Below are 18,329 nucleotides of genomic sequence, written 5' to 3'. Positions count from 1 at the left end.
CGGAATCAGGTGTGCCCAACGAAAAGTCCCCAAAGACCCAAACGGCAACGCTGAAAGAAGCCGCCCGAAAGACGGCACTTTTGCAACGCCGTGCGCTGACTGTGGCTGAGCGTATTGAACGTTCGCTGCAAATCGCGCTATTTGCTTCCCAGATCAAATTGCCGAGTCCTGCACGGGTTGCTGGCTTCTGGCCCATTCGCGATGAGGTGGATCCTCGGCCTCTGATGGCCAAGTTCACCGAAATGGGGGCGGAACTTTGCTTGCCGATTGTGAGCGGAGACGATCTGGTGTTTCGCAAATTGGGCCGGGAGGGTGATCTGGTGCCAGCAGGGTTTGGAACCTATGGCCCAGACGAGCACGCAACCGAGGTGTCGCCCAATGTTGTGCTTGTGCCGCTGGCAGGATTTGATAGGTCAGGGCAGCGCGTTGGTTATGGCAAGGGGTTTTATGACCGTGCCATCAGCCGACTTGAGGCTTCAGGCCCCGTAACCACCATTGGCATTGCGTTCGCATGTCAGGAGTTGGAAGCGGTGCCCGTCGAGCCCCATGATCGCACCTTGGATATGATTGTGACCGAGCGCGGCATCATCCGCGCCAAGGAAAGTAAGGATACTAAATGAGGCTTCTGTTTCTCGGAGACCTTGTGGGGCGCGCGGGCCGAAACGCAGTTATTGAGCGTCTGCCAAGTCTCGTTGAAGCCAATAATCTGGATTTCGTGGTGGTGAATGGCGAGAACGCCGCCGCCGGTTTCGGGATCACGGAGGAGATTCTGCAGGACGTGATTGATGCCGGTGCCGATGTGGTGACCACGGGCAACCACGTCTGGGACCAGCGGGACACGCTGGTTTACATCGAGCGTCAGCCTCAGTTGTTGCGCCCAGCCAATTATCCGGCCGGCGCACCGGGTCGCGGGGCAAACCTTTACCGGGCGCGCAACGGCGCCAATGTGATGGTGGCAAACGTGATGGGCCGCATCTACATGGATCCGCTTGACGATCCGTTTTCTTCCATGGAGCGCATTCTGGAGGAGTTCCCTCTGGGCCATGTGGCCGATGCGATCATCGTGGACATGCATGCAGAAGCCACCAGTGAGAAGCAGGCCATGGGCCACTTCTGTGATGGCCGTGCCAGCCTTGTGGTGGGCACGCACACGCATGTGCCGACGGCAGATCACCAGATCCTTGTTGGCGGAACGGCTTACATGTCTGACGCAGGCATGTGCGGTGACTATGATTCCGTTCTCGGCATGGACAAGGAAGAGCCGGTGAACCGCTTCATGCGAAAGATCGCAGGAGGTCGTTTTACGCCTTCATTGGGCGAGGCTACCATTTGTGGTGTCGCAGTTGAGACGGATGACAGGACCGGGCTTGCCACGGCAGTCTCGCCGGTTCGTCTTGGTGGACGGCTGTCGCAGATCATTCCCGAGTTCTGGGAGGGCGTTTAAAGCGCAAAGCCAGACAAGAATTCCAGCAGCGCAACTGCGGTACAAAAAACGCGATTGTGGTGCTGGATTTTGACCCGCTGACATTTTATAAGCGGCGAACGAACGACTTGAGCTGGCTTGTTTTGTTGCTGCGCTCCGTTGCCCCAAAGCGGGGACGACGGCGGGTGCGCCTGAACGAGCCGCAGATTCAGACTTTTAATATTCAACGAACAGCAAGCCTGGAAGATCTATGGCCGGACATTCCAAATTCAAGAACATCATGCACCGCAAAGGGCGTCAGGACGCCGTGCGCTCCAAGATGTTCTCAAAGCTCTCCAAAGAAATCACCGTTGCAGCAAAGATGGGTGATCCTGATCCGGACAAGAACCCGCGGTTGCGTCTGGCTATCCAGAACGCAAAGGGTCAGTCCATGCCGAAGGACAACATCCAGCGTGCAATTGCCAAGTCTCAGGGCGGCGATGCGGCGGACTATAACGAGATCCGCTATGAAGGGTATGGCCCTGGCGGCACCGCGATCATCGTTGAAGTGCTGACCGACAACAAAAACCGTTCCGCTGCAAACGTGCGCTCCTACTTCACCAAGTATGGCGGCTCTTTGGGCGAAACAGGGTCCGTTTCCTTCATGTTCGATCGCGTTGGCGAAATCGTTTACAAGGTGGAAGCTGGTGAAGCGGAAGCCATCTTGGAAGCTGGCATTGAAGCGGGCGCGGACGATGTTGCCTCTGATGAAGAAGGCCACACCATTACCTGCGCTTTTGAAGATCTGTCTGATGTTTCCAAGGCCTTGGAAGAAAACCTTGGTGAAGCGGAATCCGTGAAGATCATCTGGAAGCCGCAGAACCTTGTTCCAGTGGACGAGGAAAAGGCTGGCACGCTGATGAAGCTGATGGATGTGTTTGATGAGGACGACGACGTTCAGAACGTCTTCTCCAACTTCGACATCGATGAAGAAGTGATGGCGAAGCTCGGCTAAGCCGACATTTACCTTAGATTTTTGAAAGGCGGGGCAGCGTAGGCTGCGCCGCCTTTCTTGTTTCAGGAGAGTTGTTCTTCCAGATGCTGCAGGGGCAGCGGGCCATTGGCCTTGAGCGTGCGGATGGCAAAGTTGGAGCGTACATCCTCCACGCCTTCAATGGTCATCAAGAAGCCGGAGAGGAACGCGTCGTAGGCCTCCAGTGAGGGGACAACCACCTCCGCCAAAATGTCCGACTGGCCAGAGACAAGGTGGCAAGACACGACTTCCGCCTGAGTGGTGAGCTCCTCAAGAATGCGCAGAACGCGGGTGCGGTCCTGTTTGACCACGCGCATCTCGACGAACACCGTCATGCCGAGGCCAACCGCCTTTCGATCCAGCGATGCCTGATAGCCGCTGATTACGCCGGATTCCTCCAGCTGTTTGACGCGGCGCAGACATGGCGAGGGCGAAAGGGCAATCTTGTTGGCAAGTTCCACATTGGTAAGGCGGCCATCGTCCTGAAGATTTTTCAGGATTTCCAAGTCGGTTTTATCAAGTTCATTTTTTGGCATGAATCAATCGACGTTGTTGCGTTGTGAAAACATAATTTCAAAAACGCTAGCTAAAATATCTAAATCCTACAAGATGGTGCCGTAAAAAAGTTTCACAAACGACTTGCTTACAGGAGAGCTCAGCTCAACCGTGCTCTGCGGGGGTGGTTGAAATTACTCAATATTTGCCCGGCAAGGGGGTAATTCGGCTGAAGCGTGTAAATGCAGAAGACGTTGCAAAACTTTGCCTGCAGCGGGGTTGTTGTGGCGCGCTCAGGATTTATTTGTTACCGGTTTGTTCTATGATTCATCCAATCCGCATACTTGGCATTGATCCGGGCCTCAGGCGCACCGGGTGGGGCGTTATCGAGGCGCAGGGCAACCGGTTGAGCTTTGTAGGCAGCGGGACGCTGACCTCCGACAGCAAGGCCAGTCTGGCTGAGCGGCTGCGACAGCTGCATGACGCGTTGCATGACGTGATCAATCGCAATGAGCCTCAGGAAGCGGCGGTTGAAAACACCTTCGTCAACAAGGACGCAGGCGCGACCTTGAAGCTGGGACAGGCGCGCGGCATTGCGCTGCTGGTGCCTTCCTTGCACAATCTTGAGGTGGCAGAGTACGCGCCAAACCTTGTGAAGAAGACGGTGGTGGGAACCGGCCATGCGGACAAGGAACAGATCCGCATGATGGTGAAGGTCTTGATGCCGAAAGCGGTGTTTAACTCGGACGATGCGGCGGATGCGCTGGCCATCGCCATATGTCATGCGCACCATCGTGGCAGCGCAAGTGGCCGCATGGCGGCCTTAGCAGGAGTGCGTGCAAAATGATCGGGAAACTCAAAGGGGTGGTGGACAGTTTCGGCGAGGACTACGTTCTGCTGGATGTTCATGGGGTGTGCTACCAGGTGCATTGCCCGTCCCGTGTCCTGCAGTATCTGCCACGGGTTGGTGAAGCTGCGGTGCTGGCGATTGAGACCGTTGTGCGTGAAGACATGATCAAGCTGTTTGGCTTTCAGGATGAAAGCGAGCGGGAATGGTTTCGCCTGCTGACCACCGTTCAAGGTGTCGGGGCCAAGGTCGCCTTGGCCATTCTGGGGGTCATGAAGGCAAGCGAAGTGGCAAATGCCATTGCGCTGGGCGACAAGACCGCGTTGACCCGCGCGCCGGGTGTCGGCAAACGGGTAGCGGAGCGGATTGCCTCGGAACTCAAGGACAAGGCACCGAAGTTTGCCAGCGTGGATCAGGAAACCATCAGCGTGAGTGCTGCCGTTCAGGAGAACGTTGCCGCAACTGGCGTTACCGATGCGGTTTCCGCCCTCACCAATTTGGGGTATCAACCTGCACAGGCTTCCGCTGCCGTGGCTATGGCGGTGAAGTCTGCTGGTGAAGATGCGACCGCCGAGACCTTGATCCGTCTCGGCCTTAAGGAACTTTCAGCATGATGGATGGCGAAGAGCGCATCGTAACCCCGGAAATTCGCGGCGATGAGATCGACAGCGGAATGCGTCCGCAAACCCTTGATGATTTCACGGGTCAGAAGCAGGCGCGTGAGAATCTCAAGATCTTCATCGGGGCAGCGAAGGCGCGGGGCGAAGCGCTGGACCATGTGCTGTTTGTTGGCCCTCCGGGGCTGGGCAAGACCACATTGGCGCAGATCATGGCCCGTGAGCTGGGTGTGAACTTTCGCGCAACTTCCGGACCGGCGATTGCAAAGGCCGGTGATCTTGCGGCGCTTTTGACCAATCTGGAAGACCGGGATGTGCTGTTCATCGATGAAATCCATCGTCTGAACCCAGCGGTGGAAGAGGTGCTCTATCCGGCCATGGAAGACTTCCAGCTGGATCTGATCATTGGCGAAGGGCCTGCGGCGCGCTCTGTGAAGATTGATTTGGCGAAGTTCACGCTGGTCGCGGCAACGACCCGGCTGGGCTTGCTGACCACACCGCTGCGCGACCGTTTTGGCATTCCGGTGCGGCTTGAGTTCTATACCCCGGAAGAGCTGACGCTGATCGTCAAGCGTGGTGCCCGGCTTCTTGGCATCGGCATGAGCGACGCAGGTGCCATGGAGATTGCCAAGCGGTCCCGTGGCACGCCGCGCATTGCGGGGCGTTTGCTGCGCCGTGTGCGCGACTTCGCCATTGTGGGCGGAAATGACGAAATCGATGCGGGGCTCGCGGACCGGGCCTTGCTGCAGCTTGAGGTGGACTCCGCTGGCTTCGACAGTCTGGATCGGCGCTATCTGACACAGATCGCGCGCAACTTTGGTGGCGGGCCTGTTGGCATTGAAACCATTGCGGCGGCTTTGTCCGAACCACGCGACGCCATTGAAGACATTGTTGAGCCCTATCTGATCCAGAATGGGTACCTGCAACGCACGCCACGCGGGAGAATTTTGACCCCAATCGCCTTCCAGCATCTGGGCCTTTCTGTGCCTCAGAACCCAAATGCGCCACAAATGACCTTTTTTGACGAAGAAGACGGGCAGTAATCCATCATGAGTACACAGGGCAAAACCCAGACATGGCCGGATCTGGCGGGCCGGCTTTCCGGAGCGGGGCACGTTTTGCCAGTGCGGGTGTACTATGAGGACACGGACTTTACCGGCGTGGTTTACCATGCGGCCTATCTGAAGTTCATCGAGCGTGGCCGCTCTGACTTTTTGCGGGTCTGCGATATCCATCACAATGAGCTGGAAGATGGCAAGCACGGAGAAGCGCTGGCCTTCGCGGTGCGACATATGGACATCAATTTTTTGCGACCTGCACGCATCGATGATGTGCTGGAAGTAGTTACCAGGCTTGAGAGCTTGAAGGGCGCGCGCCTCGTGCTGCATCAGGAGGTGACACGCGGGGAAGAAACCCTTTTCACCGCCACGGTGACGGTGGCCGTAATCCAGCCCGGCGGCGGTCCCCGGCGGATGCCCAAGCATCTTGCAGAACGCCTGCTGGCGGCCAGTGCTCTTCCGAGCTAACTCCCTGCGCCGCATATATCTCTGGTTATTTATCGCCAGAATGCAATCACAATTAACGGAACTCGCGGGCTTTTAATTTTTCAGTAACCTTAACGCTGTCTTTATCGTGTGGCTCGTCCCGTTTGGCCTAGTCGAAGTTTTGCCAAATTCGGGATGCAGGAAGGCACTCAAGTTTTCCTGAAAGTCGAAGCACTGTGGGGCGAGGGGCGCCACCGCAGGTGCATTTGCGAGTAATACAGAGGCGAGAGGGCCTTGCTGCATGAATCCTGAAGGCGTTTCTGAAGTAGCGCTGGCTGCACCAGCCGCGAGTATGTCTTTCCTGCATCTGTTCTTTGATGCAGATCTTGTCGTCAAGCTGGTGATGATCGGCTTGGTGATGGCCTCCGTTTGGAGCTGGGCCATTATCTTTGACAAGATCCTGCTGTACCGCCGGACAAAAAAGCAGATGGACCGGTTCGAAGACGTGTTCTGGTCTGGTCAGTCGCTCGAAGAACTTTACAAATCGCTGTCCAGCCGCGCCAACAACGGCATGGCGGCGCTGTTTGTTGCGGCCATGCGTGAGTGGAAGCGCTCTCACGAGGGTCAGAAACCGGCCATCGCCAGCCTGCAACAGCGCATTGACCGGGTGATGGACCTCAACATCAATCGCGAAGTGGAGCGTTTGCAAAAACGCCTCATGTTCCTGGCGACCGTAGGTTCGGCTGCCCCGTTTATCGGGCTGTTCGGAACGGTTTGGGGGATCATGAACTCGTTTACCTCCATCGCAGCTTCCAAAAACACCAGCCTTGCCGTTGTTGCACCTGGCATTGCGGAAGCGCTGCTGGCGACCGGCATTGGCCTTGTTGCAGCTATTCCGGCGGTTATCGCCTACAACAAGCTGCAGTCTGACTCCGGCAAGATTGCCGCGCGCATGGAAGGTTTTGCGGACGAGTTCTCGGCGATCCTGTCGCGCCGCATTGATGAGCGGGTGTAACCATGGGCATGAGTATGGGCTCCGGTGGAGGCGGTCGCGCCTCCAGACGCGGAAGGCGCGGCAAACACAGCGCGCCCATTAGCGAGATCAACGTGACGCCCTTCGTGGACGTGGTGCTGGTTTTGCTCATCATCTTCATGGTATCAGCCCCGCTTTTGACGGTAGGTGTGCCAATTGACCTGCCGGAGACACGCGCTAAGCCTATGGAAGGGGATGTGGAGCCAATCGCCATCTCTGTTGATGTGGACGGGCGTGTGTTCATTCAGGACACGGAAATTCCACTTGATGAGCTGATCCCGAAACTGGAAGCCATCGCCGTGAACGGATACGACCAGCGCCTTTATGTGCGCGGCGATCAGGACGCGGATTACGGGGTCATCATGAAGGTCATGGGGCGGATCAATGCGGCCGGATACAAGCGTATCGGTCTGGTCACGCTCGAGGAACAAGGTAGCTAACAGCTTATGCGTAAAGCTCTTATTGCATCGGCAGTAGGCCACGTGGCCATACTTGTCGCCGGGGTGATTTCTCTCCCCGGTGGACGAGACATGTCGATGGCTCCGGTGGACTCGCTGCCGGTTGAGCTTGTTCCTGTGGCTGAGCTTACCCAGTTGCAGCTCGGCTCCAAGGAAGAAACCGAGATCAGGGAAGCTGCCGTTGAGCCCACACCCAAGCCACCGGAAGACAAGCCAGAACCTGCAGAGCAGCCTGGTGAGAATGAAACCAGTGCGCCGGGACCGGACAATGATCGGCCGGTAACGGAATCTGTGAGAGAACAAACGCCGCCACCGCCAGCTCCGGACCCGGAGCCAGCGCCGGAGGCTGAGCCTGCGCCTGAGGAGGCGCCGACCGAAACCGCAGAGCTGGGCCCCGAGGTGGACGAGGCTGAAGAGCCGGAGCCGCAGGTGGTGACCGCCCGCCCTCGGGTGAAGCCACGCGTGCCGCCCCGCCCTGAACCGGAGCGCCAACCGGATCGCCAGTTCGATCCGAACAACATTGCTGCCCTGCTGAACAAGACCACGCCGAGCGGTGGGGGCTCGTCCAGCACACAACAGCAGGCTTCTTTGGGGTCGTCGCGCGGGCAAGTGGGCGTGCGCATGACCCAGTCTGAACTGGATGCGCTGCGTTCACAGATCTACCGCTGTTGGTCGCCGCCCGTTGGAGCGGCAGGCGCGCAAGATCTGGCTGTACGGCTTGAGATGTCTCTGACGCGAGAAGGACAGGTTTCTGGCGCCCCGAAGGTGCTGAACTCAAGTGGTAATCCGGCCTTCAATGCAGCGGCGCAGAGTGCAATTCGCGCGGTTTATCGCTGTGGGCCGTATTCATTGCCACTTGATAAGTACGAATCGTGGCAGACAGTCATCTTGAATTTCGATCCAAGCGAAATGCTTGGGTACTGAGCTATTGGATTAAAAGGAGCTAAGGTCAATGTCTGTACAGGCGACCTCAGAGCATAAGGGAAGCACCTTTTGGCGGTGCTTGGGGACGCGGGTAAAGGCACTCGTTGTGGCGGGCTTTGCCAGTGTTGCGCTGCTCGGTCCTGCGCATGCACTGATTGAGATTGACATCACACAGGGCAATCTTGAGCCAATGCCAATTGCGCTCCCGCACTTTGCCACGCAGGGTGAACAGGCTGATCTTGGGCAGCAGATATCTGGTATCGTGACAGCAGACCTGCAGCGGTCTGGCCTGTTCCGTCCGATCGATCCAGCCGCGCACATTCAGCAGAACATGAACGTGAACACCCAGCCGCGCTTCGGCGACTGGCGCACCATTGGCGCGCAGGCACTGGTGACCGGCTCTGTCAGTCAGCTGCCGGACGGCCGCCTGAAGGCAGAGTTCCGGCTGTGGGACGTTTATGCAGGGCAGCAGCTGATTGGCCAGCAGTTCTTTACGACACCGCAAAACTGGCGTCGTCTTGCGCACATCATTTCCGATGAGATTTATGAGCGCCTGACCGGTGAAAAGGGCTATTTCGATACACGGATCGTGTTCGTGGACGAAAGCGGTCCGAAAGACCAGCGGCGCAAGCGGCTGGCTATCATGGATCAGGATGGCGCGAACATCCGCTACCTGACCAACGGTTCAGAGCTGGTGCTGACACCGCGGTTTTCCCCGGTTTCTCAAGAGATCACCTACATGTCCTACTCTGGACAGAACCCGCAGGTGTATCTTCTGAACATCGAGACCGGGCAGCGTGAGATTCTTGGCAACTTCCCGGGCATGACCTTTGCGCCGCGCTTTTCTCCAGATGGGCAGCGCGTGGTGATGAGCCTGCAGCAGGGCAGCAACGCCAACATTTATCTCATGGATCTGCGCACCCGTCGCACGACCCGTTTGACCAATACCGCCGCTATTGATACCAGCCCGTCGTTTTCTCCAGATGGACGTCAGATCGTCTTTGAAAGTGACCGCGGTGGTTCGCAGCAGCTTTATGTGATGGGCTCCAACGGTCAAAACGCGCAGCGCATCTCCTTCGGTCCGGGCAACTATTCAACACCTGTCTGGTCACCTCGCGGAGATTTGATCGCCTTCACAAAGGTGCATCAGGGACGTTTCATGATTGGCGTCATGCGCCCGGATGGCAGCGGCGAGCGCATCTTGACCGAGGGCTATCACAACGAGGGGCCTGCATGGTCTCCCAATGGCCGTGTTCTGACCTTCTTCCGAGACACCCGAGGTGGACAAGGTGGCCCACAGGTGTGGACCGTGGACTTGACCGGCTACAACGAACAGGTTGTTCAGACACCGAATTTTGCGTCTGACCCGGCATGGTCACCGCTGTTGGACTAAGGGGTATAAAAGTCTCACAGCAGTTTTCGTGTTGCGTGAATCTTTACCAACAATTAACCAAGCTTGTTGAGGGCGGATTAACCAAGTTTGGTTAGCAATGGTCAACCCTAATGGAATCTTGGGGATCAGGAGTACTAGGATGTCAAATGTACTATTCGCGCGTGTGGCGCGTTTGGTTGCCGTCGTAACGGTCTGTCTTGTTGCTGCGGCGTGTTCTCAGACACGCCCTGAACTCGGTGCTAATGGCTCCGTGGTTCCCGGCTCTGGCCAAGACTTTGTGGTGAACGTTGGGGACCGCGTGTTCTTCAACAACAACCAGTCTTCATTGAGCCCGGCTGCTCGCGCAACGCTGGACAAGCAAGCGCAGTGGCTTAACGCTTATTCCAACTATACGATTACCATTGAAGGCCACGCGGATGAGCGCGGCACACGCCAGTACAACATTGCACTGGGTGCCCGTCGTGCGCAGGCAGTCTATGACTATCTTTCTGCAAAAGGCGTGAGCCAGAGCCGCATCAAGACGATCTCTTACGGTAAAGAGCGTCCAGTGGCTGTGTGTGATGCCGACTCTTGCTGGAGCCAAAACCGCCGCGCTGTGACCGTGGTGAACAACGCTGGCAGCTAAGACTGACACGCTGGAATTAAGGGGCTGACCCAAAGGGCGGCCCCTTTTTTGTATCTCATCAGGGGCAAATATGTGTGCCCTTGTCAGCTGGATGCGATCCTGTCAAAATTTGGCCGATATCGGCATGATATTGCTGCTTAATTCTTAGATTTATTTGTGCTGCGCTGGAGATATTCATGGCACTGAACCGAACCGTTGCAACCTATTCACTCGCCTTTCTGCTGAGCGCAAGCGTGGCGGTGCCGGCATCAGCGCAGCTGTTTGGCTCTGATCGCAATGAAGCGGCGCAAGCCACGGCACGCCTCGGCCAGCTGGAGGAGCAAATTCGCTCTTTGACCGGGCAGGTGGAACAGCTGCAGTTTCAGGTTCGCACGCTTGAGGACCAGCTGCGCCGCTCTCAGGAAGACAACGAATACCGCTTGCAGCAGCTTGAAGGCGGTGCGCCGAGCGGTCCACGCCAGCAAGGCAACCTCAATCAGCCGACGCGGTCTCAGCCGCAGCAGCAGCAGGCACAGCCGGTAAACCGCACGGCGCAGACGCAGAACCTTTCGAACACCGCGCAGGGCGGGACGTCTGGACCGTTGGATCTGTCTGCATTGGCGCAAGGCAGCAATGGCGCGCCAAATGCGGCTGGAACAGCTTCGCAAAGCAACATTCTGGTGGCGCCCGGCGGTGAAGCCGCAACCTTTAACGGCAACGTGCAAGCGTCCATTACCGGCGACCCGAGTGCCGACTACAACATGTTCTATGATCTGGTGCTGAAGGGGAACTACCCGGCCGCAGCGGAAGGGTTCGACACCTTCCTTGGCATGTACCCGGATCATGCGTTGGCTCCCAACGCGCAGTACTGGTATGGCGAGAGCTTGCTGTCTCAGCGCAACTATCGCAAGGCTGCGGATGCCTTTCTCAAGGCGTACACCGATTATCCATCCAGTGATCTGGCACCGGACAGCCTGTTGAAGCTGGGGCTGTCGCTGTCTGGTCTGGGCGAGCGGGATGCGGCCTGTGCCACCTATTCCGAGCTTTTGGGCAAGTTCCCATCTGCGCCATCTACCATCTTGAACCAGGCGAGAACCGAACAAAGTCGTGCCGGCTGTAGCTAACTCTGACCATCTGCCGATTGAGCCGGACGAGGCCGACACGCTGTTTCGGGCCTTGAACGACTTGAAGGCTGTGGCGGTTGGCGTTTCGGGTGGGGCGGATTCTGTTGCGCTTCTGGTGCTGCTGTCTGAGTGGGCCAAGCGCGGTGATGGAAAACCCGCGATCGCTGCGATTACCGTTGATCACGGCTTGCGGCCTGAAGCCGCGACCGAGGCCGCTGGCGTGGCGCTGCTGTGCGAGCAGCTGGGCGTTTCTCACAAGACGTTGCGTTGGAATGGGGGCGGGGCAAGCGGCAATCTGCAGGCGGCTGCGCGAGAGGCGCGCCATGGGTTGCTGCGAAATGAGGCCTTGGCTCAAGGCTGTGAGGCAATTGTGCTGGCCCATCACCTTGAAGATCAGGCAGAGACGTTTCTCTACCGGCTGGCGCGCGGCAGTGGCGTTTATGGGCTTGGGGCCATGCGTCCGGTTCGCCGTGATGTGATGCCGCCCGTGATGCGGCCGTTGCTTGAAGTTTCCAAAGAGCGTTTGAAAGCCAGTTTGCGCCTTCGCGGCATTGCCTGGTTTGAAGATCCGACCAACATGGACCTACATTACGAGCGGGTGCGGTTCCGTCAGGCGCAGCCAATGCTTGCAGAGCTTGGGCTTACGCCGCAGCGGCTCTCAGAAACGGCACACCGGCTAGCGCGGGCCAGTGATGCGCTGGACGTTTGGGTCACTCGGTTTTTCGAGGACTACTGTACCGTGCATCCTGCTGGCCCGGTACGTGTGATGCGTTCCCGTTTCGTGGAGTTGCCGGAGGAAGTGGGACTGCGCCTGGTGGCGCGGCTGGTGAAGCTTGTGGGCGGCGGCGATTATACGCCGCGTCTTGCCTCAGTTGAGCGGCTCTACGAGAAGTTGGCTGACCCTGAATTTGCTGGGGGCGGCGCGACATTGGGCGGTGTACGGCTGCACTTGCGCCGGGATGAGGCGTTTATCTTCAAGGAACTTGGCCGCGTTCCACCGGCGGAGGTCGATATCCATTCGGTCCCTGAGGGCGCTTGGGATGGTCGGTTTACATACCGTGCGCAAAATGTGCCAGAGGGCTCCTGCCTCAAGGTGCTGGGTGCCGGTGGATTTGCTGAGTATGGCCTTGAGGCCTTTGAGGATTGGCCGAAAACTGCGTTTGAAAGTGCGCCAATTGTTGTATTTCCACGTGGAATGCCCTACATCCCGTGGACTGGAGTACAGGCGTCGCTGACCTCAGAAAACACAGCAACCCGTCCCTGTCATGTGTCCGTCGAGTTGATCCGTAGCGTGCTTTGACGACCATTGAGCAGATTTTGGGATTGCTGGTGGATATGATCCACCACAAATTCTTGAAGATGGCAGGCTAGATTGTTGAATTTTACGGTTGCCCTCGTGGTTTTCGTCTTAAGAAATTAGAATTGTAGCTGTGTCATTCTTGAGTCCACCTTGGCAGGTCCGTTGTGGGCGCCTATGTTACGACAAGAGATAAAATGAAACGCGAAGACCTCCGCGCCTCAGCGGTAAAGGGATCGAAATGAACGCAAATTTCCGGAACTTCGCCCTGTGGGTGATCATCGGCCTTCTGCTGATTGCTTTGTTCCAGCTTTTCCAAAGCCCGGCCTCGAGAACGAATGCCAATGAGATTCCGTTCTCCCAGTTCCTTAGCCAAGCAGAGCAAGGGGACGTGCGAGAGGTTACAATTCAGCAGCAGCAGATCACTGGTTCCTACTCAAGTGGCGGCAAATTCCAAACATATGCGCCGGACAACGCGCAGTATGTTGAGCTTCTGCGCTCCAAGGGTGTGATGATCAATGCGAAGCCGCCTTCTGAGAATTTCTCGCTGCTGGGTGCGTTGATTTCGTGGTTCCCGATGTTGCTGATCCTCGGCATCTGGATATTCGTGATGCGGCAGATGCAAGGTTCCGGCGGCAAGGCAATGGGCTTTGGCAAGTCCAAGGCAAAGATGCTGACCGAGGCACAGGGCCGCGTGACCTTTGACGACGTTGCCGGTATTGATGAAGCCAAGGAAGATCTGCAAGAGATCGTCGAGTTCCTGCGCGACCCGCAGAAGTTCCAGCGTCTCGGTGGTCAGATCCCGCGCGGCTGTCTGCTGGTCGGCCCTCCAGGTACTGGTAAGACGCTGACTGCTCGCGCTGTCGCGGGTGAGGCGAACGTACCGTTCTTCACCATCTCCGGTTCCGACTTCGTTGAAATGTTCGTTGGTGTGGGTGCATCTCGTGTGCGCGACATGTTCGAGCAGGCGAAGAAGAACGCGCCATGCATCATCTTCATCGATGAAATCGATGCTGTGGGTCGTCATCGTGGTGCCGGTCTTGGCGGCGGTAACGATGAACGCGAACAGACCTTGAACCAGTTGCTGGTTGAAATGGATGGTTTTGAGCCTAACGAGGGCATCATCATCATCGCGGCAACCAACCGTCCTGACGTTCTGGACCCTGCGCTGCTGCGTCCGGGCCGCTTCGACCGTCAGATCGTGGTGCCGAACCCAGATATTACGGGCCGCGAAAAGATCCTCAAGGTGCACATGCGCAAGGTGCCTCTGGCTCCAGACGTTGATGTGAAAACCCTTGCACGCGGCACACCGGGTTTCTCTGGTGCGGACTTGATGAACCTCGTGAACGAAGCTGCACTGCTTGCTGCGCGTCGCTCCAAGCGTCTGGTCACGATGGCCGAGTTTGAGGATGCGAAGGACAAGGTCATGATGGGTGCGGAACGCCGTACGCTGGTCATGACCGAGGAAGAGAAGAAGCTGACCGCTTTCCACGAGGCTGGACACGCGCTTGTTGCGTTGCACATGCCTGCGTCTGACCCGATCCACAAGGCGACCATCATTCCGCGTGGCCGTGCGCTGGGTATGGTGATGCGTCTGCCGGAAAAGGATCAGGTGTCTTTGACACGTGCCAAGTGTAAGGCCGACCTTGCGGTGGCTATGGGTGGCCGCGTGGCTGAAGAGATGATCTTCGGCTACGAGAAAGTGACCTCAGGCGCATCCGGTGACATTCAGATGGCGACCAAACTGGCTCGTGCGATGGCAACCCAGTTCGGTATGTCCGACAAGCTCGGTCCGCTGCTTTACGGCGAAAACCAAGAGGAAGTGTTCCTCGGCCACTCTGTTGCGAAGAACCAGAACGTCTCTGATGAAACGCAACAAATGGTTGATGCTGAAGTCAAGCACTTCGTCAACGAAGGGTATGAAACCGCAACACGCATTTTGAAGGAGCACGAAGATCAGCTCCACACCATCGCGAACGGCCTCATTGAGTACGAGACCTTGAGCGGTGATGAAATCAAGAAGCTGTTGGAAGGGGAAGCCCCGGTTCGCGACGAAGGCGACGATGTGCCTCCAGCACGTTCCTCCGGCATTCCTTCGACTGGATCGAAGAAGTCCGGCGGCGAAGCCAGTGGCGATGGCCTGGAGCCTCAGCCTCAGGGTTAAAAGCCAAACAGACGACCACAATTTTGCGGACGCCCGGTGGAAAACATCGGGCGTTTTGCTTTGTTGTCTAATTTGCTTGAACTTGTTTGCCTACTGGTAACAAAAGAACACATTTTTTGACCCCACAGGGGCCGCCGATGATTGTATCAAGCTGAAAGAGAACAAATTCTTCGTGCTTGATCATCTAAGGTCCCGGTCAACACCAAGAAAAGATTAGGATGATCCTGCTGCCCGCCGCTGAAGCGGCGCAGCTGCATCAGAGAAAACAGGATTTGTGCATGTCGCGAGCATATTTTGGTACCGATGGTATTCGCGGAACTGCCAACAAGTGGCCAATTACACCAGAGATCGCCCTGAAAGTGGGCATGGCGGCGGGCATTACCTTCCGGCGTGGCAAGTACCGCCACCGGGTGGTGATTGGCAAGGACACGCGTCTTTCCGGCTACATGATTGAGAACGCGCTGGTGGCTGGTTTTACCGCCGTTGGTCTGGATGTGTTTGTTCTTGGCCCAATGCCGACCCCGGCTGTTGCGATGTTGACCCGCTCGCTTCGTGCGGATCTTGGCGTGATGATTTCGGCGTCCCACAACCCTTTCCATGACAACGGCATCAAGTTTTTTGGCCCGGATGGTTTCAAGCTTTCCGATGAGACCGAGCTGGAGATCGAGCGCCTCATCGAAAGCGATGACCTTTCAGCCATTCTTGCAGAGCCTCATGAACTTGGCCGGGCCAAGCGCATTGACGGCGTGCGGGATCGCTACATGGAATTTGCCAAACGCACCTTGCCGCGGGACATCTCCCTTGAGGGTATGCGTATCGTGATCGATTGCGCCAATGGCGCGGCATACAAGGTGGCACCTGAGGTGCTGTGGGAAATGGGTGCCGAGGTTTTCCCAATCGGGGTTGAGCCAAATGGCTACAACATCAACAAGGACTGCGGCTCGACCTCTGTTGATGCGCTTTGCAACAAGGTGCATGAGGTCCGTGCCGATATCGGTATCGCTCTGGATGGTGATGCAGACAGGGTCATTATTGTTGATGAAGAAGGCCGTGTGGTTGATGGCGACCAGCTTATGGCAACGGTTGCGCAGTCCTGGCAGGAGGACAACCGTCTTTCCGCACCGGGCATCGTGGCGACCGTCATGTCTAACCTGGGGCTGGAGCGCTACCTGAACGATATTGGCTTGCAGCTCGCCCGTACCAAGGTGGGGGATCGTTACGTGGTGGAGCACATGCGCGCCCATGGCTACAATCTGGGCGGAGAACAGTCAGGCCACATCGTAATGTCTGATTTTGCCACAACAGGCGACGGCCTCGTTGCAGCCCTGCAGTTGCTTGCGTGTGTGAAGAAGACCGATAGGCCGGTCTCTGAGGTGTGTCGCCGCTTCGAGCCTGTGCCGCAACTGCTGAAAAACGTCCGCTACAACGGTGGCAAGCCGTTGGAGAATGACGATGTAAAGGCCGCCATCAAGAATGGTGAGGACCGTTTGGCTGGGGCAGGGCGTCTTGTCATTCGTGCTTCAGGAACCGAGCCGTTGATCCGCGTGATGGGGGAGGCCGATGATGCCGTGCTTCTCGGCGATGTGGTTGACACGATTGTCGGCGCTGTTGAAACGGCCGCTTAAACAACCTGTTAATCTTTGTTAAGATGGAAGCCGTCCAACAGGGCGGCTTTCTTTTGTTCTGGATAAGTAAATATGTATTAAGAATTTGTTTAGGTTAAAAAACTCAGTAAATACTCATGGTTAATTTATGGGTAATTATTTTCTTGTCTACTGTGCCCAGTATTTTAGTGCGGGGCCGCTTCCGGAGGGTGGTGGTTACCTGAAGGGGCAGAGACATGAAGTTTGTATCTCGCGTTGTTTCATTCAGTTTGTTTTCATTGGTTGCAGGTTCCGCAATTGCTGCGGACCTGCCAGAGCCGGTTATCGAGCATGTGCCTGTCATTCCGGCGGCCAGCTCAAGCGGGTGGTATCTGCGTGGCGATATTGGCTACAAGATCTACAAGGCACCGAAGACAACTTATAGCGACAGCATCATCTTTGAAGGTGAGGAACAGGATCCCACAGGCATTATCGGTGCCGGTGTGGGGTATCGGTTCAACGAGCACCTGCGCACCGATGTTACAGTTGACTACGAGTGGCCCTCTGATTTTGATGGGCGTGTCGACTGTCTGACCAACTGTGGTACTGGACCGGGTATTGCACAGTCCGTTGAAACCGCAAGTCTGGACGTGTGGACGATACTTTGGAATGTCTATGCCGACCTTGGCAACTATCGCGGCTTTACGCCGTATGTAGGGGCGGGTATCGGTGCTTCCTACGTGTCCTACGATGACATTCGCTATGTGAATCCGAACGGCGCAGAAGGGGGGTATCCCTCTGATGGAAAGTGGAACTTCTCCTGGGCTGCCATGGCCGGTGTTGGCTACGCCATTACGCCAAGTTGGCATCTTGATGCAGGCTACCGCTACCTTTGGATTGGAGATGGCAAGTCCGCGAACTTCTCAAGCAATGGCGTGAATGATCACATCAAGTACGAAGATCTGGCGGCTCATGAGTTCCGTGTGGGGCTGCGATACGAGTTTGGCCAACAGAACGCTTTTGCTCCCGGTCCGGTAGTTGCAACCTACTGACCGCAGGCGGAATGAACGATGATCAAGGCTCGCTTCGGCGGGCCTTTTGTTTTGCTTGTCGCTTGAATGGAAGGATTGCGCCCTTATCCAAGATATGAGACACATAAGTCTCATTTGTTGGGTAAGGTGGAAGTCATGCGCATGGAGAGCCTTCAGGATTTAGGCATTGAACGTGGCGTGAAGCCCGACGACATTCGTGCAGTGACCGAGCTTTATGTTCGCTGTCTGGCCTCCAAGATCTTGCCCATTTTGGGCGATTATCCCAAAGCCGTTGACTTGTTTGAAGGTGCGCTCAACTGCCATCAGGTGTTGATTGCAAAACATAAAGGGCAAGTGGTTGGGGTTCTTGGGCTGAAAACAGCGAGTGCCTCTCCTTACGAGCCAACGTTGCGGGAGGCTTGGCGGATCCTCGGTGTTTTGGGGCCCTTGCGCCTGATGTTGCTCGGATTGCTCGACAACTCCTGCGATCCTCAAACAGTTTTTATCGACGGTCTTGCGGTCCACGAGGAGGCGCGTAGCTGCGGTATTGGCTCCTTGCTGCTGTCGAAGGCGGACGAAATTGCGCGCACGGACGGCAAGTCATTCCTCGCACTGGAGGTGATCAACACCAATCCCCGTGCTGAAGCGCTCTACCTGAAACACGGTTTCCGAAGGGTGGCAGAGCAGCGGCTGGGTATTCTGGAGTTGTTCTTCGATTTCTCGAGCGCTGCTGAAATGCGCAAATCGCTCGTGTGAGGATGGCATCAACATGCTCAGTGATGGCGGTTGGCGCTCCTGATTCGCGTGGCCGCCTGCAAAAAAGTGTCGAACTGTTCTAAT

The 18,329-nt window shown here is 56.7% G+C and carries 19 protein-coding genes; 18 read left to right on the top strand and 1 reads right to left on the bottom strand.

Translation table 11 applies throughout. The annotated features are described in order from the left end of the window. The first annotated feature begins 11 nt into the window (after positions 1–11). The 3 genes from Q3Y58_RS17785 (at position 12) to Q3Y58_RS17775 (ending at position 2,417) form a co-directional block, all read left to right on the top strand. Positions 12–620 carry a 5-formyltetrahydrofolate cyclo-ligase gene (locus Q3Y58_RS17785; RefSeq protein ID WP_319623179.1) on the top strand — a complete coding sequence of 203 codons (609 nt, stop codon included), beginning with the start codon at positions 12–14 and terminating at the stop codon, positions 618–620. After that, the gene (locus Q3Y58_RS17780; protein ID WP_274220060.1) at positions 617–1,444 is read left to right on the top strand and encodes a TIGR00282 family metallophosphoesterase; all 828 of its coding nucleotides are present in this window, start codon (positions 617–619) and stop codon (positions 1,442–1,444) included. Before Q3Y58_RS17785 ends, Q3Y58_RS17780 begins: the two co-directional genes overlap by 4 nt. A 229-nt stretch (positions 1,445–1,673) precedes the next feature. After that, the gene (locus tag Q3Y58_RS17775; RefSeq protein ID WP_319623178.1) at positions 1,674–2,417 is read left to right on the top strand and encodes a YebC/PmpR family DNA-binding transcriptional regulator; all 744 of its coding nucleotides are present in this window, start codon (positions 1,674–1,676) and stop codon (positions 2,415–2,417) included. Positions 2,418–2,479: 62 nt separating this feature from the next. Here Q3Y58_RS17775 and Q3Y58_RS17770 read toward each other — a convergent pair whose 3' ends face one another. Then, complete coding sequence (locus Q3Y58_RS17770; RefSeq protein ID WP_274220062.1) at positions 2,480–2,971, bottom strand: Lrp/AsnC family transcriptional regulator; 492 nt, start codon at positions 2,969–2,971, stop codon at positions 2,480–2,482. A gap of 281 nt (positions 2,972–3,252) precedes the next feature. On the opposite strand from Q3Y58_RS17770, the gene ruvC reads away from it, so the two are divergent. The 15 genes from ruvC to Q3Y58_RS17695 all read left to right on the top strand — a co-directional run bounded on the left by ruvC (position 3,253) and on the right by Q3Y58_RS17695 (position 18,245). Continuing rightward, on the top strand, positions 3,253–3,777 hold the full coding sequence (gene ruvC / locus Q3Y58_RS17765) for a crossover junction endodeoxyribonuclease RuvC (RefSeq protein WP_274220063.1): 525 nt from the start codon (positions 3,253–3,255) through the stop codon (positions 3,775–3,777). Then, positions 3,774–4,391, top strand: coding sequence for a Holliday junction branch migration protein RuvA (gene ruvA / locus Q3Y58_RS17760; protein WP_319623177.1), 618 nt, complete (start codon positions 3,774–3,776; stop codon positions 4,389–4,391). The genes ruvC and ruvA overlap by 4 nt, the downstream gene beginning before the upstream one ends. Then, the gene (gene ruvB / locus Q3Y58_RS17755) at positions 4,391–5,437 is read left to right on the top strand and encodes a Holliday junction branch migration DNA helicase RuvB (protein ID WP_319623197.1); all 1,047 of its coding nucleotides are present in this window, start codon (positions 4,391–4,393) and stop codon (positions 5,435–5,437) included. The genes ruvA and ruvB overlap by 1 nt, the downstream gene beginning before the upstream one ends. Before the next feature lie 6 nt (positions 5,438–5,443). Continuing rightward, a complete protein-coding gene (gene ybgC, locus Q3Y58_RS17750) occupies positions 5,444–5,920 on the top strand; it encodes a tol-pal system-associated acyl-CoA thioesterase (protein ID WP_319623176.1) in 477 nt (158 codons plus the stop codon). Between the two features lie 259 nt (positions 5,921–6,179). After that, positions 6,180–6,893, top strand: coding sequence for a protein TolQ (tolQ, locus tag Q3Y58_RS17745; protein ID WP_274220066.1), 714 nt, complete (start codon positions 6,180–6,182; stop codon positions 6,891–6,893). Positions 6,894–6,895: 2 nt separating this feature from the next. Then, entirely contained in the window at positions 6,896–7,351 is a 456-nt protein-coding gene (locus Q3Y58_RS17740; RefSeq protein ID WP_274220067.1) for an ExbD/TolR family protein, read from the top strand. Positions 7,352–7,357: 6 nt separating this feature from the next. After that, positions 7,358–8,293: a cell envelope integrity TolA family protein gene (locus Q3Y58_RS17735; RefSeq protein ID WP_319623175.1), complete on the top strand. Its 936-nt coding sequence runs from the start codon at positions 7,358–7,360 to the stop codon at positions 8,291–8,293. 28 nt (positions 8,294–8,321) lie between these two features. Then, positions 8,322–9,686: a Tol-Pal system beta propeller repeat protein TolB gene (gene tolB, locus Q3Y58_RS17730; RefSeq protein WP_319623174.1), complete on the top strand. Its 1,365-nt coding sequence runs from the start codon at positions 8,322–8,324 to the stop codon at positions 9,684–9,686. Positions 9,687–9,825: 139 nt separating this feature from the next. After that, positions 9,826–10,311 carry a peptidoglycan-associated lipoprotein Pal gene (pal, locus tag Q3Y58_RS17725; protein ID WP_319623173.1) on the top strand — a complete coding sequence of 162 codons (486 nt, stop codon included), beginning with the start codon at positions 9,826–9,828 and terminating at the stop codon, positions 10,309–10,311. A gap of 176 nt (positions 10,312–10,487) precedes the next feature. After that, complete coding sequence (ybgF, locus tag Q3Y58_RS17720) at positions 10,488–11,414, top strand: tol-pal system protein YbgF (protein WP_319623172.1); 927 nt, start codon at positions 10,488–10,490, stop codon at positions 11,412–11,414. Continuing rightward, complete coding sequence (gene tilS, locus Q3Y58_RS17715) at positions 11,398–12,714, top strand: tRNA lysidine(34) synthetase TilS (protein ID WP_319623171.1); 1,317 nt, start codon at positions 11,398–11,400, stop codon at positions 12,712–12,714. Before ybgF ends, tilS begins: the two co-directional genes overlap by 17 nt. 238 nt (positions 12,715–12,952) lie before the next feature. Further along, positions 12,953–14,875: an ATP-dependent zinc metalloprotease FtsH gene (gene ftsH, locus Q3Y58_RS17710; RefSeq protein ID WP_274220073.1), complete on the top strand. Its 1,923-nt coding sequence runs from the start codon at positions 12,953–12,955 to the stop codon at positions 14,873–14,875. A gap of 278 nt (positions 14,876–15,153) precedes the next feature. Beyond that, positions 15,154–16,500, top strand: a complete 1,347-nt coding sequence (gene glmM / locus Q3Y58_RS17705; RefSeq protein WP_319623170.1) for a phosphoglucosamine mutase — start codon at positions 15,154–15,156, stop codon at positions 16,498–16,500. Positions 16,501–16,715: 215 nt separating this feature from the next. Then, the gene (locus Q3Y58_RS17700; protein ID WP_319623169.1) at positions 16,716–17,510 is read left to right on the top strand and encodes an outer membrane protein; all 795 of its coding nucleotides are present in this window, start codon (positions 16,716–16,718) and stop codon (positions 17,508–17,510) included. A gap of 135 nt (positions 17,511–17,645) precedes the next feature. Beyond that, a complete protein-coding gene (locus Q3Y58_RS17695; RefSeq protein WP_319623168.1) occupies positions 17,646–18,245 on the top strand; it encodes a GNAT family N-acetyltransferase in 600 nt (199 codons plus the stop codon). Positions 18,246–18,329: the final 84 nt, after the last annotated feature.

The organism is Nesiotobacter zosterae (assembly GCF_033843645.1).
GTDB classification, from domain to species: Bacteria; Pseudomonadota; Alphaproteobacteria; order Rhizobiales; family Stappiaceae; genus Pseudovibrio; species Pseudovibrio zosterae.
The sequence above is the reverse complement of the archived record's forward strand: the minus strand, read 5'-3'. Positions and strand labels throughout refer to the sequence as shown.

What these genes read in the sequence shown, in the direction of transcription:
- ruvA (WP_319623177.1), top strand. Translation starts at nt 3,774, where the DNA reads ATGATCGGGAAACTCAAAGGGGTGGTGGACAGTTTCGGCGAGGACTAC.
- Q3Y58_RS17740 (WP_274220067.1), top strand. Translation starts at nt 6,896, where the DNA reads ATGGGCATGAGTATGGGCTCCGGTGGAGGCGGTCGCGCCTCCAGACGC.
- Q3Y58_RS17695 (WP_319623168.1), top strand. Translation starts at nt 17,646, where the DNA reads ATGCGCATGGAGAGCCTTCAGGATTTAGGCATTGAACGTGGCGTGAAG.
- ybgC (WP_319623176.1), top strand. Translation starts at nt 5,444, where the DNA reads ATGAGTACACAGGGCAAAACCCAGACATGGCCGGATCTGGCGGGCCGG.
- Q3Y58_RS17775 (WP_319623178.1), top strand. Translation starts at nt 1,674, where the DNA reads ATGGCCGGACATTCCAAATTCAAGAACATCATGCACCGCAAAGGGCGT.
- glmM (WP_319623170.1), top strand. Translation starts at nt 15,154, where the DNA reads ATGTCGCGAGCATATTTTGGTACCGATGGTATTCGCGGAACTGCCAAC.
- ybgF (WP_319623172.1), top strand. Translation starts at nt 10,488, where the DNA reads ATGGCACTGAACCGAACCGTTGCAACCTATTCACTCGCCTTTCTGCTG.
- pal (WP_319623173.1), top strand. Translation starts at nt 9,826, where the DNA reads ATGTCAAATGTACTATTCGCGCGTGTGGCGCGTTTGGTTGCCGTCGTA.
- tolB (WP_319623174.1), top strand. Translation starts at nt 8,322, where the DNA reads ATGTCTGTACAGGCGACCTCAGAGCATAAGGGAAGCACCTTTTGGCGG.
- tolQ (WP_274220066.1), top strand. Translation starts at nt 6,180, where the DNA reads ATGAATCCTGAAGGCGTTTCTGAAGTAGCGCTGGCTGCACCAGCCGCG.
- Q3Y58_RS17700 (WP_319623169.1), top strand. Translation starts at nt 16,716, where the DNA reads ATGAAGTTTGTATCTCGCGTTGTTTCATTCAGTTTGTTTTCATTGGTT.
- ftsH (WP_274220073.1), top strand. Translation starts at nt 12,953, where the DNA reads ATGAACGCAAATTTCCGGAACTTCGCCCTGTGGGTGATCATCGGCCTT.
- Q3Y58_RS17735 (WP_319623175.1), top strand. Translation starts at nt 7,358, where the DNA reads ATGCGTAAAGCTCTTATTGCATCGGCAGTAGGCCACGTGGCCATACTT.
- ruvC (WP_274220063.1), top strand. Translation starts at nt 3,253, where the DNA reads ATGATTCATCCAATCCGCATACTTGGCATTGATCCGGGCCTCAGGCGC.
- ruvB (WP_319623197.1), top strand. Translation starts at nt 4,391, where the DNA reads ATGGATGGCGAAGAGCGCATCGTAACCCCGGAAATTCGCGGCGATGAG.
- Q3Y58_RS17770 (WP_274220062.1), bottom strand. Translation starts at nt 2,971, where the DNA reads ATGCCAAAAAATGAACTTGATAAAACCGACTTGGAAATCCTGAAAAAT.
- Q3Y58_RS17780 (WP_274220060.1), top strand. Translation starts at nt 617, where the DNA reads ATGAGGCTTCTGTTTCTCGGAGACCTTGTGGGGCGCGCGGGCCGAAAC.